This window comes from Paraplanobispora takensis, assembly GCF_016863195.1.
In the GTDB taxonomy this organism is placed as follows: Bacteria; Actinomycetota; Actinomycetes; order Streptosporangiales; family Streptosporangiaceae; genus Planobispora; species Planobispora takensis.
On the sequence record NZ_BOOK01000001.1, the window covers coordinates 214,850 to 230,051 of the forward strand.

The following is a 15,202-nucleotide window of genomic DNA, read 5'->3' on the forward strand; positions in this document are numbered from 1 at the left end:
GCACGTCATATCGGTAACCGCCGAGGTCGGGCGGGGATGCCGGACGGGTGCCCGCGGCGGCAGGATGGAGGGCGCAAGCCGTACCAAACCGAAGGAGTCGACATGACCGTGCTCAATGGTGAGGACGAGGTCGTCGAGCTGTGCCGTGATCTGATCCGGATCGACTCGACCAACGCCGGTGACAACGCGGGGCCCGGTGAGCGCGCCGCCGCCGAGTACGTCGCGGAGAAGCTGGCCGAGGTCGGGCTGGAACCGCGCATATTGGAGTCGGACGACCGCAGGGCGAACGTGGTCGCGCGCATCGCGGGGGAGGACTCCTCGCGCGACGCCCTCCTCCTGCACGGGCATCTCGACGTGGTCCCCTTCAACGCCGACGACTGGACCCACCACCCGCTCAGCGGGGAGATCGCCGACGATTGCGTCTGGGGACGCGGCGCGGTCGACATGAAGGACATGGACGCGATGATCCTCGCGGTCGTCCGGCAGCGCCTCAGCCAGGGCCGCCGTCCGCCGCGGGACGTCGTGCTGGCGTTCACCGCCGACGAGGAGGCCGGCGGGACGTACGGCGCGCAGTGGCTGTCGGAGAAGCACCCGGACCTGTTCGAGGGGTGCACCGAGGCGATCGGCGAGGTCGGCGGCTTCAGCGTCTCCATCGACGAGGCGCGCAGGCTCTATCTGATCGAGACGGCGGAGAAGGGAATCGCCTGGATGCGCCTGACCGCCCACGGCCGCGCCGGCCACGGCTCCATGCTCAACAGCGAGAACGCCGTGACGGAGCTGGCCGAGGCCGTCGGCAGGATCGGGCGCTACGAGTGGCCGGTGCGGCTGACGCAGACGGTGAGGACCTTCCTGAACGAGGTCTCCGCGAACCTGGACCTGGAGTTCGACCCCGACGACGCCGAGGCCACCGTGGCCAAGCTGGGCCCGCTGGCCCGGATGATCGGCGCCACGCTCCGCAACACCGCCAACCCCACCATGCTGGCGGGCGGGTACAAGGCCAACGTCATCCCGCAGACCGCGACCGCGCATGTCGACGGCCGCTTCCTGCCGGGTCACGAGGAGGAGTTCTTCGCGACCGTCGACGAACTCCTCGGGCCCAACGTGACCAGGGAGTTCGTCTACCACGACATCGCGATCGAGACCGGTTTCGACGGGCCGCTGGTACGGGCCATGGCCGACGCGCTCGTCGCCGAGGACCCCGGCGCGCTGGCGGTGCCGTACACCCTGTCGGGGGGCACGGACCTGAAGGCCTTCAGCCGGCTGGGCATGCGCGGATTCGGGTTCGCGCCGCTGCGGCTGCCGGCCGACTTGGACTTCTCGGGGATGTTCCATGGGGTGGACGAGCGGGTGCCGGTCGATTCGCTCCGGTTCGGGGTCCGGGTCCTTGACCGCTTCCTGGACGCCTGCTGAGACGTTCTCCGGAAATCCATTGCACTGACAGGACGTGGTGCTAACGTAACTCTCCGTTGAACGTCCGGGCCGTGCCATGCGGTCCCGGCACCGAATTCCGGGAGGTCGCGTGGCACGCACGCCGCACAGACGGTGGAGGGCTCTCGTGCCCGCCGTCACGCGGTGTGCGCCCGCGGCCGTCCTCGGTGGCGACGTGACCTCCAGCCGGGACGACCGGACGGCGCGGTTCGCGACCGGCGTCCGGCAGGTGGTCAGGCGGGTCTTCGCGATCGGCGGCATGGTCGCCGCCGGTTGGCTGCTCGCCGTCGTCTTCGGGCTCTTCGGCACTGCTCCGGCGGTCGCGGACACCACCGCGGCAGCGGGAGCAGCCCTTTCCGACGTTCTTGCCGTCACCCCTTCCGAGCCGGCCGTCCAGGCCGGCGGTTTCCCCACGGAGAGCGGCGAACTGTCGGCGGCGGGCAACGCCGAAGCGATGGCCGGGCGAGGTGTCGACGGGCTCACCCGCCAGTCGACGCCGGATTCCCCGGCACCGTCCACCGTTGACCCCGGCGCGGGCTCCAACGGCTTCGTGCCTCAGACCGGCGGTGGATCCGGCCTTTCCGGGCCGAGTGTGGGGGATGTCGCACGGTTCGTCTATGACCCGCAGCTGAGGGCGCACTGCGTCCCGCGGGCATGCGTGCTTCCCCCTGTCGTCCGCACAGCGGCGGACGACCCTTCCATCTCACCCGACTGATCCCTCCTTCTCGGCCGGTCCCGTTCCCGCTGTCGTCGGGCGGCCGGTCGGGCGGAGCGTCCCGCGGGCTGCGCGCCCATGAGGAGCCGCTCCATGCCCGGGTGATGAGCAACTCCCCATTCTCGTGACGGTCGCCGGGTGTCCGCTGCGCGCTCTCCCATCGAGATCCCGCATGCCCCCGCACGCCGCGCACGAGATGTCAGGTTCCCCCTGAAGAACTCCAAGGAGTAACTGAACCATGCGTACACGGGTTAAGAGCACGGGTTCCGCGGCGCTGCTCGCGCTGGGCGTCCTGGTCCTCGGCGGCGGCACCGCCGTCGCCGACACCGACGGCGACCACTCGGCCGGCGGCGGCAACCAGCTCGATCTGCCGATCAGCCTGCCGGTCGACATCAGCGGCAACGGCCTGGCGGTCTTCGGCCAGGCGGACGCGGGCTCCAAGGGCGGCGCCTCCGCCGAGAGCGGCGGCGGCGGCATGGGCGGCCGGACCTCCGGGGCGAACAGCGTGCTCGGCGGCAACCAGGCCGACGCCCCGGTCAGCATCCCGGTCAACGTCTGCGGCAACGCGGTGGCGCTGTTCGGCAGCTCCGACGCGGGCTGCAAGGGCGGCGCGTCGACCAAGGGCGGCGGCAGCGGCGGCGGTGGCGGCCGGACCTCCGGCGAGTCCTCGGTCGGCGGCGGCAACCAGGTCGAGGCGCCGATCAAGGCTCCGGTCAACGTCTGCGGCAACGCGGTGTCGCTGTTCGGCAGCTCCGACGCGGGCTGCAAGGGCGGCGCGTCGACCAAGGGCGGCGGCAAGAGCGGCGGCGGCCGGACCTCCGGCGAGTCCTCGGTCGGCGGCGGCAACCAGGTCAACGCCCCGGTCAACGCCCCCGTCGACGTCTGCGGCAACTCGGTCTCGGTCTTCGGCGAGGCGTTCTCGGGCTGCAAGGGCGGCTCCGAATCCGGCTCCGGTGGTTACAACCACGGTTCGCACAACGGCTGGCACGGCAAGGGGAACACCACCGACGGCCGCTACGGCGCGGCGAGCGGCAACCAGCTCACCGCCCCCGTCAGCGCCCCGATCGTCGCCTGCGGCAACGCCGTGGCCGCCCTCGGCGACGCCGCCGCGGGCTGCCTGGGCGGTTCGCACCCCGGCGGCTCCCACCCCGGGCACGGTTACGGCGGTGACTGGGGCGCCAAGTCCGGCAAGCACCACACCAGCGGGCTGATGCCCGCGCTGCCCGTCGTCCCGGCTCTGGGCGGCGCCGCGAACACCGGCGTCCTCCCGCAGCGGGCGAACGGGCCCGCCCTGCCCGTCGTCGGCGGCGTGCAGGACCTGGCTCCGATGGCCGAGCTCCCCGTCGCCCCGGGCCAGGCCCGTGACGACCACGGGGCGGCCTCCCTCTCGGCCGACGGCGTCCTGCCCCTGGACGACCTCGGCCTGATGAGCGCCGAGCAGCCCGCGTCCCTGGCCGGGATGAACTCCGGCTCGCTGCTGGCCCTGGTGCTCGGCGGGCTCGCCTCCGCCTCCGCCGCGACGTTCGCGATGGCCCGTCGTCTCCGCCTCCGTCTCAGCAGGAGCTGACCCCGCCGTCTCGGCGGAAGCCGCCCCCGCCGTCTCGGCGGGGGCCGGCCACACCATCTAGGCGGGAGTGATCCCGTCCCGGCGGAAGCCGACCCCTCCGCCACGGAGGGGATGCGCAGACGCTCTGCCCGTTCCGGGGGCGCGGCCCGGGACGGGCAGAGCCATACCCGGGGCCGTATCCGTGGTCACATCGTCCTGGTCGCGCGAATGACCTTGCGGCGCAACCGGACGTCCCGGCGACCGTCGGGATACAGTCGCAGACGGTCGAGTTCCCATCCGCCGTATTCTGCGTGTTCGGTCAGTATCTGCCGGGCGACGTCACGGGAGGTGCCGCGTGGCAGACGAAGAACCAAGTAGGAGTAGTCGAGCACAGCGATTAGTCTCCGAGGGGTGGGGCTGGGGGACGTCGGCACTCATTGGGCCTTATTCTGCGTCCTTGCGGCTTTCCTTGGGAGTGTCCCGGATCCAGATCGGGTAACCCTGAGGGAAAGTTAACGGGGAACCAATGCGAACAGCGAGGTAGGAAGCAGCGTGCCAGCCAAGAACGGCAACGCCGGCGGAACCCGCCTGGTGATCGTCGAATCGCCCTCCAAGGCGAAGACCATCGCTGGGTACCTCGGCCGCGGCTACGTCGTGGAGTCCAGCATCGGGCATATTCGCGACCTCCCCCAGAAGGCCGACGACATCCCCGACAAGGACCGGAGCAAGCCCTGGGCCCGCCTGGGAGTGAACGTCGACAGCGACTTCGAGCCGCTCTACGTCGTCAACGCCGACAAGAGAGCCCAGGTCAGCAAGCTCAAGCAGCTGCTGAAGGACGCCGACGAGCTCTATCTCGCGACCGACGAGGACCGTGAGGGCGAGGCGATCGCCTGGCATCTGCGCGAGGTGCTCAAGCCCAAGGTCCCCGTCCACCGCATGGTGTTCCACGAGATCACGCCCCGGGCGATCCAGGACGCGGTGGCCAACCCGCGCGATCTGAACCTGCGGCTGGTCGACGCCCAGGAGACCCGGCGCATCCTCGACCGCCTCTACGGCTACGAGGTCAGCCCGGTCCTGTGGAAGAAGGTCAAGCCCCGGCTGTCGGCCGGGCGCGTGCAGTCGGTGGCGACCCGGCTGGTCGTGGAGCGCGAGCGCGAGCGCCTGGCGTTCACCAGCGCGAACTACTGGGACCTGCAGGCGCTGTTCGACACCGGCCGCGACGAGGTCCCGCACGAGTTCACCGCCATGCTGACCGGCGTGGACGGCAGGCGCGTGGCCCAGGGGCGCGACTTCGCCAGCACCGGCACGCTGAAGAACGCCGACGTGCTCCACCTGGACGAGCAGGCCGCCCGGTCCCTGGCCGGTCGCCTGGCGGGCACGGCCTACGCGGTCACCTCCGTCGAGCGCAAGCCGTACACCCGCAAGCCCTACGCGCCGTTCCGGACGACCACGCTGCAGCAGGAGGCCAGCCGCAAGCTCGGCTTCTCCGCCAAGTCGACCATGCAGGTCGCCCAGCGGCTCTACGAGAACGGGTTCATCACCTACATGCGAACCGACAGCATCACGCTGTCGGAGACCGCCGTGGCCGCCGCCCGCAACCAGGCGATCAAGCTGTACGGCGCGGCGTACGTGACGGACAAGCCGCGCGTCTACGCCAGCAAGGTGAAGAACGCCCAGGAGGCGCACGAGGCGATCCGCCCCTCGGGCGAGGAGTTCCGCACGCCGGGCGAGACGGGCCTGACCGGTGACATGTTCCGGCTGTACGAGCTGATCTGGCAGCGGACCGTGGCCTCCCAGATGAAGGACGCGGTCGGCGAGTCGGTCACCGTCAAGGTGGGCGGCACCTCCAGCGCGGGCGAGCGGGTCGAGTTCAGCGCCTCCGGCCGGACGATCACCTTCCACGGCTTCCTCAAGGCCTACGTCGAGGGCGCGGACGACCCTTCGACCGACCGTGACGACTCCGAGAAGCGCCTGCCGGCCCTGACCGAGGGCGACCGGCTCACCGCGGCCGACCTCACCGCGCTGTCGCACACGACCAAGCCGCCGGCCCGCTACACCGAGGCCTCGCTCATCAAGGAGCTGGAAGACCGGGAGATCGGGCGCCCGTCGACCTACGCGTCGATCATCGGCACGATCCTCGACCGGGGTTACGTGTTCAAGAAGGGCACGGCCCTGGTGCCGTCGTTCCTGGCGTTCGCCGTGGTCAACCTGCTGGAGCAGCACTTCGGCCACCTCGTCGACTACGACTTCACCGCCGACATGGAGAAGGTCCTCGACGACATCGCCAACGACCGGGCCGAGCGGGTGCCGGAGCTGCGCCGCTTCTACTTCGGCGACAACGGCGACGAGGGCCTGAAGGAGCTGGTCACCGACCTCGGCGACATCGACGCCAAGGAGATCAGCTCCTTCCCGATCCGGGGCACCGACATCATGATCCGGGTGGGCCGCTACGGTCCCTACCTCGACCGTGACGGCGCCCGGGTGAACATCCCCGAGGACCTGGCGCCCGACGAGCTGACCGCGGAGATGGCCGAGGAGCTGTTCGCCCGCCCGAGCGGGGAGCGGGAGCTGGGCCGCGACCCGGTCAGCGGGAACGCGATCGTGGCCAAGGACGGCCGTTACGGACCGTACGTCACGGAGATCCTGCCCGAGGAGCCCGCGCCGGCCGAGGGCGCGAAGAAGCGGACGAAGAAGTCCGACGCCCCCAAGCCGCGCATCAGCTCGCTGTTCAAGACGATGTCCCTGGACACCGTCACGCTCGAGGACGCCCTGAAGCTGCTCTCGCTGCCCCGGACGGTCGGGGAGATCGACGGCGAGGAGGTCACGGCGCAGAACGGCAGGTTCGGGCCCTACATCAAGAAGGGGACGGACTCGCGGTCGCTGGGCTCGGAGGACGAGCTGCTCACGGTCACGATCGAGCGGGCCAGGGAGCTGTTCGCCCAGCCCAAGACCCGTGGCCGCCGGGCCGCCGCGGCGCCTCCGCTGCGCGAGCTGGGTGAGGACCCGGTCTCCAAGAAGCCGATCGTGGTCAAGGAGGGCCGCTTCGGGCCGTACGTGACCGACGGCGAGACCAACGCCTCCCTGCGCAAGGGCGACGAGGTCGAGCAGATCACCACCGAGCGCGCGGCCGAGCTCCTGGCCGACCGCCGCGAGCGGGGACCGGCGGCCAAGAAGCCGCGGGCCACCGGTGCCAAGACCACCGGTGCCAAGACCACCGCGGCGAAGACCACCAAGACCACCGCCGCCAAGACGGCCACCAAGGCCGGTGCCGCCAAGACCAGCAGGACCACGGGCACGAAGGCCTGACCGTACGGGCACCGGGGCCTTGACCGCACGGGTGCGAGGCCCCGGCCGTACGGTCGCCGGGGCCTGATCGCACGGGCGCCTGGGCTCGGCCGTACAGGCCGCGGCGCCCGAGCTGAGAGCCCTCTCAGGGCCGGTGGGAACGCATCCGCCGTTCCCGGCGTTCTGTCCAACACGCCCGGGTACGGCGGGCAGGCGTTCAGGGCGGGGCGGGAGATGGCAGTCGTGGGTTTCGTGGCACTGGTCTTCAGCGTGGCGGTGCTGATCCACTATTACCTCTGGCGCCGCCTGGTCAGGGCCACCACCGTCCCCGGCCGGACCCGCCGGGTGCTGACCTGGGTCCTGATCGGCCTGGGCGCGTTCGTCCCGGTGACCCTCATCGGCTCCCGAACCGAGTGGGGGCACTTCCTGGCCTGGCCGGGTTTCTTCTGGATCGCCCTGATGTTCTACCTGCTGGTGTTCCTGGTGGTTCTGGAGATCCCCCGGGCACTGGCCCTGCTGGCCGTACGCCGCTCCGAGCGCCGCCGCGCCGCCGCCTCCAGCGCCGTCCGGCCCGACGCCGTTCCCGTCGCCACGGCCGCCCTCACCGCGACCGGCCCGGCTCCCGCCTCCACCGTCCCCGCGCCTTCCGAGGACGGGGACCGGGTGGAAGACCCGCCTGCCCCCGCGGAGCCGGAGGTCGCGCCGGAGGCGATCGGGCGCAGGCTGTTCATCGCCCGTACGGCCGCCGCCGTCGCGGGGGTCGGGGCCCTGGCCACGGTCGGGGCCGGCGTCCGGACGGCCCTGGGCGACCCGGTGGTCGAGTCGGTCAAGGTCACGCTGCCCCGGCTGGACCCGCGCCTGTCCGGTCTGCGGTTCGCGGTGGTCAGCGACATCCATCTCGGCCCGCTCACCGGCATCAGGCACTCCGAGCGCATCGTCCGGATGGTGAACGCGCTCCAGGCGGACGTGGTCGCCGTCGTCGGCGACCTGGTCGACGGCACGGTGGCCGAACTCGGCCCGCTCGCCCGCCCGCTGGCGGACCTGGAGTCCCGCTACGGCGCCTACTTCGTCACCGGCAACCACGAGTACTACACCGCCAACGGCCCCGAGGAGTGGATCGAGGAACTGCGCGGGCTCGGCATCCGCCCGCTGCGCAACGAGCGCGTCGAGATCGCCCACGGGGGAGCCGTACTCGACCTCGCCGGGGTCAACGACGTCACCGGCGCCACCGTGGACGACGGCCCCGACTTCGAGCGGGCGCTCGGCGGGCGCGACCGGTCCCGGTCCACGGTCCTGCTCGCCCACCAGCCGGTCCAGGCGCACGAGGCGGCCGGGTACGGCGTGGACCTCCAGCTGTCCGGGCACACCCACGGCGGCCAGATGGTGCCGTTCAACCTCGTCGTCCCGCTCCAGCAGCCGGTGGTCTCCGGGCTCGGCGAGGTGGACGGCACCCAGGTCTACGTCACCCGCGGCGCGGGTTTCTGGGGCCCGCCGGTCAGGGTCGGCGCGTCTCCGGAGATCACCCTCCTCGAACTGCGCGCCTGAACCCCTCTGCGCGCGGCCCGCCGACGGGGAGCAGGGGGAGGCGTTACTCTCATGCGACGGGCGGCCGGACATATCAGTCTGGCTCGTGTCTTCCCCAGCCCGGCGAACACCTGGATACGCTGACATCATGACCTCCCACGGCCGGAGCACCGCGCGCCGCAAGCCCCCTCACGTGCTGGCCAACGCCCCGTTCCGCAAGTTGTGGACGGCCATGTCGGTGTGCAGCCTGGGTGACTGGCTCAACCTCCTGGCGCTGACCGCGCTGGCGGGCAACCTCACCGCGGCCGAGGGCTACAAGACGCAGAGCCTGGCCATCGGCGGCGTCTTCGTCGTGAAGATGCTGCCGGCCATCGTGCTGGGCCCCCTCGCCGGCGCGTTCGCCGACAGGTTCGACCGGCGGCTGACGATGTTCACCGCCGACCTGCTGCGCTTCGCGCTGGTGCTGTCGATCCCCCTGACCGGCGCCAACTACTCGTGGCTGATCATCGCCACGTTCATGGTGGAGTGCGTCAACCTGTTCTGGGTCCCGGCCAAGGACGCCACGGTGCCGAACCTGGTGCCCAAGGAGCGCCTGGAGGAGGCCAACCAGCTCAACCTGCTGGTCACCTACGGCACCGCCCCGGTGGCGGCGCTGCTGTTCTCCGTGCTGTCGGTCGCCGACGACGCCCTGGGCACGGTCGTGCCGTACTTCGAGGACCGCGACACCTACCTCGCGCTGATCATCAACGCCCTGGCCTACCTGGTCTCGGCGTTCCTCATCTTCACGCTCCGTGACATCCCGGGCAACCACGTCGACGGGACCGCCGCCACGCCGTCGGTGCTGCGGCAGATCTTCGAGGGGTGGCGCTTCATCGGCGCCGACCGGCTCATCAGGGGCCTGGTCATCGGCATGCTGGGCGCGTTCGCCGCGGGCGGCGCGGTGGTCGGCGTGGCCAAGATCTACGTGCAGGCGCTGGGCGGCGGCGACGCGGCCTACGGCGTGGTGTTCGGGGCGGTCTTCGTCGGCATGGCCTCGGGCATGTTCTTCGGGCCCAGACTGCTGCGCGAGCTGTCGCGGCGGCGGCTGTTCGGGTTGTCGATCGTCACGGCCGGGTTCGTGCTCGCCGCGATCGCGCTCATCCACAACCTGGTCATCGTCGCCCTGCTGACCGTGGCGCTGGGCGCGTGCGCGGGCATCGCCTGGATCATCGGCTACACCATGATCGGGCTGGAGGTGGAGGACGGCCTGCGGGGCCGTACGTTCTCCTTCCTGCAGTCGCTCGCCCGGGTCACCCTGCTGCTGGTGGTCGCCGTCGTGCCGACGCTGGCCGGTCTCTTCGGCGAGCGGGTGATCAGGATCGAGCAGGAGCCGGTCTACCGGTTCGACGGCTCCAACCTGGTGCTGCTGGTCGGCGCGCTGCTCGCCGTCGCCGTCGGCCTCCTCGCGCTGCGGCAGATGGACGACCGCAGGGGCGTGCCCATCGTCACCGACCTGATCGCGGCGTTCCGGGGCGAGCGGCCGGCGCCGGAGGGGACCGAGCCGCCGCGCGGGATGTTCATCGCCTTCGAGGGCGGCGAGGGGTCGGGGAAGACCACCCAGTCGCGGCTGCTGGCCATCTGGCTGCGCGACCAGGGCTTCGACGTGGTCCAGACCCGCGAGCCGGGCTCCACCAAGGTCGGCATGCGGCTGCGGGCGATCCTGCTGGACGCCGTGCACCAGGGGCTGTCGGCCCGGTCGGAGGCGCTGCTGTACGCCGCCGACCGCGCCGAGCACGTGGAGAAGGTCATCCTCCCCGCGCTGTACCGGGGGGCGATGGTGATCTCCGACCGTTACGTCGACTCCTCCCTCGCCTACCAGGGGGCCGGAAGGTCGCTGAAGCCGGAGGAGGTGGCGCGGATCAACGCCTGGGCCACCGGCGGGCTGGTGCCCGACCTGACGGTGCTCATCGACACCCCGCCGTCGGTCGGCCTGACCCGCCTGGGCGGGGCCGCCGACCGGATCGAGTCCGAGCCCCTGGAGTTCCACGAGCGGGTGCGCCGCGAGTTCCGCGCGCTGGCCACGGCCGACCCCGGCCGCTATCTCGTCGTCGACGGCACCCTGACGCAGGAGGAGATCTCCGGCGCCATCCACGACCGGGTGCGTGAGATCCTGCCCGACCCGGTGCCCCGGGAGTCCGAGGACATCACCGGGACCATGCCGGCCATCCGCGACTGACCTGGGCGGCCCCGGCGGTAGGTTGGACGGCGTGGGAGTCTTCGATGACCTTGTGGGCCAGGAGCGCGCGGCGCGGACGCTCCGCCGCGCCGCCGACGGGGCCGCGGAGCTGCTGGCCGGGGGCGCCGGGACGGGGATGACCCACGCGTGGCTGTTCACCGGGCCGCCCGGGTCCGGTCGCGAGGAGGCGGCGCGGGCGTTCGCCGCCGCGCTGTTCTGCCCCGACCGGGGGTGCGGCCACTGCGACATGTGCCACCAGGTGATGATCGGCTCCCATCCCGACCTGGAGACCGTCCGCCCGCAGGGCCTGTCCTACGGCATCAAGGACACCCGGCAGCTCATCCTGCGCGCCGCCGGGGCGCCGACGCTGGGCCGCTGGCGGGTGGTCCTGTTCGAGGACGCCGACCGGGCCACCGAGGGCGCCTCCAACGCGCTGCTCAAGGCCATCGAGGAGCCGCCGCCGCGGACGGTCTGGCTGCTGTGCGCGCCCTCCCCGGACGACATGATGATCACCATCAGGTCCCGCTGCCGGGTGGTCACGCTCGTCACCCCGACCGCCGCCGCGGTCGCCCACGTCCTGGCCACCCGGGAGAACGTGCCGCCGGACATGGCGGCCTTCGCCGCCAGGGCGGCGCAGGGGCACCTCGACCGGGCCCGCCGGCTGGCCATGGACGCCGAGGCGCGCGGGCGGCGCGAGGCGGTGCTGTCCATCCCGGCCTCGCTCACCGGGGTGGGCGAGTGCGTGACGGCCGCCGAGCGGCTGGTGAAGACCGCCGAGGACGAGGCCGCCGCGGTCACCTCCGAGCTGAACGAGTCGGAGATCACGGAGCTGCGCAAGGTCTACGGCGAGGGGTCCACCGGCAAGGGGCTCAGCCGCGGTCTCATCCGCGGCGGGGCCGGGGCCCTGAAGGAGTTGGAGGACCGGCAGAAGTCCCGGGCCACCCGCACCAAGCGCGACGTCATCGACGCGGCCCTGCTCGATCTCGTGGCGTTCTACCGCGACGTGCTGTCGGTGCAGTTCGGCGCGGCGGTGGAACTGGCCAACGAGGACCGCCGGGCCGACCTGGAGACCGTGGCCCGCTCCTCCACGCCGGAGGACACGCTGCGCAGGATCGACGCCATCATGCTCTGCCGCAGGCGGCTGGCCGCCAACGTCAATCCGCAGATGGCCGTGGAGGCCATGACGCTTTCCCTGCGAAAGCCCTGACCTTTCTCCGCACGTTCATCTCCTTCATCTCCGGTCCCGGGAGAACACGGCCGTCCTGACCTCCGCACGGCCGTGCCGGCCGTACCCGGACGGTTCCTTTCCGTGATCTTTTGATCAAGGGAACCAATCGGCGTTAATTCCCCTCAAAGCTCACGGGTAGATCGTTAGAATTCTCAGCAAAAATAGGCCGATTTGTTACAAACAAGGCAGAAGAGTCCTGCGCTACGGGGATGAAGCGGAGAGGACCGGGGGTCTGTTGATCAATATGGAAGCACATCGTGAGGTGGTCCCGACGGGGGTCAGGAGGGCCGTCACGAGCCGGGTGGAGGACGACGACACCCTGAGGATCGAGTGGCCGGAGCCGGATGACGGCGGGATCGTCCTGAGGCATGCGGAGACCGGCGAGGAGCACCCGGGGGTGGAACTGGCCGGTCTCGCGGTGGGAACCTGGACGGTGTGCAAGCACGGCACGCCCGTCGTCACCGACGATCCGGGGTTCTCCCTGGACGGGCTGGCCGCCTACGCCGCCAGGCCCCGGAGCAGGGAGGTGCGGGCGGTCCGGAGCGCGCAGGGGACCCTCACCGTGGTGGTCCGCGAGGTCGAGCCGTACGTCGAGGTGACCAGGGTCGGCCCGGAGGACGGCGTGATCGCGGTCGAGGGGATCATCGCGTACGACGAGCCGGCCGCGGGCGAGCGGCCCGCCGGCTTCACGGCCGTGGCGAGGAGGGGCCCGCGGGTGGCGGGCGTGGGGGCGGTGTCGGGGCGGCACTTCTCCGGGACCGTTCCGATCACGCCGATGGCCGAGGGTCAGAGGCGTCAGCGGGTCTTCTGGGACCTGTTCGCCGAGGTCGGCGGGGTACGGCTGGAGCTGGCCGCCCGGCTGGACGACGTCGAGGGAAAGAAGACCCGCGTGAGGTTCCCCGCCCAGCGTGCGGGGCAGGTGAGGGTGCGGCCGTACTTCACCGACACCGACAGCTTGGCCGTCGCGTGCACGATCGAGGAGGAGAACACGTGAAGATCTCCTTTCTGATCCTCAACGCCTACGGGATGGGTGGCACGATCCGGGCCACCTTCGACCTCGCCACCGAGTTGTCCGACCGGCACGAGGTCGAGGTGATCAGCGTCTTCCAGCACGCCGACCGTCCCTTTCTGCCGCTGGGACCGAGGGTCCGGCTCCGCTCGCTGGTGGACCTGCGGCCGGAGGCGAAGGTCCGCTGGCCGTACCGGAAGCGCGCCGAGAGGCTGAGCCGGGAGCCCAGCGCGCTGATCCACCCGGAGGAGCGCGCCTACACCTCCTTCACCGCCTGGAGCGACGACGTGCTCCGGCGCGAGCTGGGCAGGCTGCGCACCGACGTGCTGGTGACCACCCGGGCCGGGCTCAACGTCATGGCCGCCCGCTTCGCGCGCAGGAAGGTCATCACGATCGGTCAGGAGCACCTGCACTTCGAGGCCCACAAGCCCGGGATCTTCGAGGAGATCCGGCAGTGGTACCCGAAGCTCGACGCGGTCGTCACCCTCACCGAGGCCGACGAGCGGGACTACCGCACGATGCTGGAGCGGGCCGGGACCGAGGTGTTCACCATCGGCAACGGCCTGGCCGGCGGGCCGCGCCCGCGCTCCAAGCAGGAGAACCGCATCATCCTGGCCGCCGGACGGCTGGTCCCGGTCAAGGGCTACGACCGGCTGCTGAAGGCCTTCGCCCGCGTGGCGGAGGTCCGGCCGGACTGGAGGCTGCGGATCTACGGCGAGGGCCGGGTCAGCGACAAGCTGGTCAAGCTCGCCGTGAAGCTGCGCCTGCACAACAACGTCACGTTCATGGGCCCGACGGGCGACATCGAGGGCGAGCTCGCCAAGGCCTCGATCCACGCGGTCAGCTCCCGGTTCGAGGGCTTCGGCATGACCATCATCGAGGCGTTCGCGTGCGGGGTGCCGGTGGTCAGCTTCGACTGCCCCCGGGGACCCAGGGAGATCATCACCCCCGGCCACGACGGCCTGCTCGTCCCGCCGGACGACGTCGACGCCCTCGCCGAGGGACTCCTCAGGATGATCGACAACGAGGAGGAGCGCCACCGGATGGCCGCCAACGCCCTGCAGACCGCCCGCGGGTACGACATCTCCATGATCGCTGACCGCTGGGAGGACGCCTTCAGCGAACTCGTGAGCTGATCTCCGCCGGCGGGGAAGCGCGCGGCCGGGAATCCGCCGGGCGGCGCCGTCTGCGCGATCCGGGCGGAGCGAGGGGCCGGCGGGCGGGTGCGGGAGCGCGGCTCCGCCCGCGTGACAGGCGAGGGCTACGGCGTACGGCTCCGCTCGCGTGGCGGGGGTACGGCTCCGCCCTCCCCGCGGCTCTCCCGTGAGGGCGGCCGCGACGCGTAATGTGGGCGTGAGCCGTACCACTAGCTTGGTCTGGGAGCCGCATGAGCATGATCATGGCCGTGAGCTTCACCCGTTACGGCCGGCTGTACTACCTCGATCCCGGTGAGCACAGTCCCAAGGTCGGGGACAAGGTGCTCGTGCCCACCGACGCCGGGCCGGAGGTGGCCGAGTGCGTGTGGGCGCCGCAGTGGACGAGCGAGGAGGTCGGCGGGCTGCCGGTCTGCGCGGGCATCGCCGAAGAGGAGCACCTGGCCCGCGACGAGAGCAACAAACGGCGCCGCGCGGAGGTCAGGAGCGTCTCCAAGCGGCTGATCAAACGGCACTCGCTGCCCATGAAGGTCGTCGGGGTCGACTATCTCGACGCCGACAACGTCTACACCGTCTACTTCTCCGCCCCGCACCGCGTCGACTTCCGCGCCCTGGTCCGCGACCTGGCCCGCAATCTGCGCGCCCGGGTCGAACTGCGCCAGATCGGTCCCCGCGACGAGGCCCGCCTGCAGGGCGGCATCGGCCCCTGCGGCCGCGACCTGTGCTGCGCGACCTTCCTGAAGGACTTCGAGCCGGTCTCCGTCCGGATGGCCAAGGACCAGGACCTCCCGGTCAATCCGATGCGCATCGCGGGCGCCTGCGGGCGCCTGATGTGCTGCCTGAAGTACGAGCACCCGCTCTACGCGGAGGCGCACACGAGGATGCCCCGCCTGGGCCTGAAGGTCGACACCCCCGAGGGGCCCGGCACCGTGGTGGGCCGCAACGTCCCCTCGGACTCCGTGGTGGTCCGCCTGGAGAACGGCGGCCGGCGGTGCGCGTGCCCCTCGGCCTCGGTCTGCTCACCGCGCAAGCAGCACGACGCGATGTACGGCGAGGCGGCCCCGCCCGCCGAGGGCGGCCCGGAGGAGTAACCGGCCT

11 protein-coding genes are annotated in these 15,202 nt (G+C 71.5%); 10 read left to right on the forward strand and 1 reads right to left on the reverse strand.

What is annotated here, in order from left to right:
- Positions 1-102: 102 nt before the first annotated feature.
- From Pta02_RS01090 to Pta02_RS01100, 3 genes are all read left to right on the forward strand, one after another.
- Complete coding sequence (locus tag Pta02_RS01090; protein WP_203872702.1) at positions 103-1,410, forward strand: M20/M25/M40 family metallo-hydrolase; 1,308 nt, start codon at positions 103-105, stop codon at positions 1,408-1,410.
- 145 nt (positions 1,411-1,555) lie between these two features.
- Positions 1,556-2,143: a hypothetical protein gene (locus Pta02_RS01095; protein WP_239129197.1), complete on the forward strand. Its 588-nt coding sequence runs from the start codon at positions 1,556-1,558 to the stop codon at positions 2,141-2,143.
- Between the two features lie 238 nt (positions 2,144-2,381).
- Positions 2,382-3,710: a chaplin family protein gene (locus Pta02_RS01100; RefSeq protein ID WP_203872704.1), complete on the forward strand. Its 1,329-nt coding sequence runs from the start codon at positions 2,382-2,384 to the stop codon at positions 3,708-3,710.
- A 185-nt stretch (positions 3,711-3,895) separates the two neighbouring features.
- On the opposite strand, the gene Pta02_RS01105 is transcribed toward Pta02_RS01100, so the two are convergent.
- The gene (locus Pta02_RS01105) at positions 3,896-4,081 is read right to left on the reverse strand and encodes a DUF5703 family protein (RefSeq protein WP_203872705.1); all 186 of its coding nucleotides are present in this window, start codon (positions 4,079-4,081) and stop codon (positions 3,896-3,898) included.
- A gap of 160 nt (positions 4,082-4,241) precedes the next feature.
- On the opposite strand from Pta02_RS01105, the gene topA reads away from it, so the two are divergent.
- From topA to Pta02_RS01140, 7 genes are all read left to right on the forward strand, one after another.
- Positions 4,242-6,995: a type I DNA topoisomerase gene (gene topA / locus Pta02_RS01110; RefSeq protein ID WP_203872706.1), complete on the forward strand. Its 2,754-nt coding sequence runs from the start codon at positions 4,242-4,244 to the stop codon at positions 6,993-6,995.
- Between the two features lie 213 nt (positions 6,996-7,208).
- Positions 7,209-8,519, forward strand: a complete 1,311-nt coding sequence (locus Pta02_RS01115) for a metallophosphoesterase (protein ID WP_203872707.1) — start codon at positions 7,209-7,211, stop codon at positions 8,517-8,519.
- A 127-nt stretch (positions 8,520-8,646) separates the two neighbouring features.
- Positions 8,647-10,713, forward strand: coding sequence for a dTMP kinase (tmk, locus tag Pta02_RS01120; RefSeq protein ID WP_203872708.1), 2,067 nt, complete (start codon positions 8,647-8,649; stop codon positions 10,711-10,713).
- Between the two features lie 31 nt (positions 10,714-10,744).
- Complete coding sequence (locus Pta02_RS01125) at positions 10,745-11,920, forward strand: DNA polymerase III subunit delta' (protein ID WP_203872709.1); 1,176 nt, start codon at positions 10,745-10,747, stop codon at positions 11,918-11,920.
- A gap of 265 nt (positions 11,921-12,185) precedes the next feature.
- The gene (locus tag Pta02_RS01130; protein WP_203872710.1) at positions 12,186-12,935 is read left to right on the forward strand and encodes a hypothetical protein; all 750 of its coding nucleotides are present in this window, start codon (positions 12,186-12,188) and stop codon (positions 12,933-12,935) included.
- The gene (locus Pta02_RS01135) at positions 12,932-14,086 is read left to right on the forward strand and encodes a glycosyltransferase family 4 protein (RefSeq protein ID WP_203872711.1); all 1,155 of its coding nucleotides are present in this window, start codon (positions 12,932-12,934) and stop codon (positions 14,084-14,086) included. Before Pta02_RS01130 ends, Pta02_RS01135 begins: the two co-directional genes overlap by 4 nt.
- Positions 14,087-14,337: 251 nt before the next feature.
- Complete coding sequence (locus tag Pta02_RS01140) at positions 14,338-15,195, forward strand: PSP1 domain-containing protein (RefSeq protein ID WP_373872326.1); 858 nt, start codon at positions 14,338-14,340, stop codon at positions 15,193-15,195.
- The last annotated feature ends 7 nt before the right edge of the window (positions 15,196-15,202 follow it).

What these genes read in the sequence shown, in the direction of transcription:
- Pta02_RS01090 (WP_203872702.1), top strand. Translation starts at nt 103, where the DNA reads ATGACCGTGCTCAATGGTGAGGACGAGGTCGTCGAGCTGTGCCGTGAT.
- Pta02_RS01100 (WP_203872704.1), top strand. Translation starts at nt 2,382, where the DNA reads ATGCGTACACGGGTTAAGAGCACGGGTTCCGCGGCGCTGCTCGCGCTG.
- Pta02_RS01115 (WP_203872707.1), top strand. Translation starts at nt 7,209, where the DNA reads ATGGCAGTCGTGGGTTTCGTGGCACTGGTCTTCAGCGTGGCGGTGCTG.
- tmk (WP_203872708.1), top strand. Translation starts at nt 8,647, where the DNA reads ATGACCTCCCACGGCCGGAGCACCGCGCGCCGCAAGCCCCCTCACGTG.
- Pta02_RS01130 (WP_203872710.1), top strand. Translation starts at nt 12,186, where the DNA reads ATGGAAGCACATCGTGAGGTGGTCCCGACGGGGGTCAGGAGGGCCGTC.
- Pta02_RS01140 (WP_373872326.1), top strand. Translation starts at nt 14,338, where the DNA reads ATGAGCATGATCATGGCCGTGAGCTTCACCCGTTACGGCCGGCTGTAC.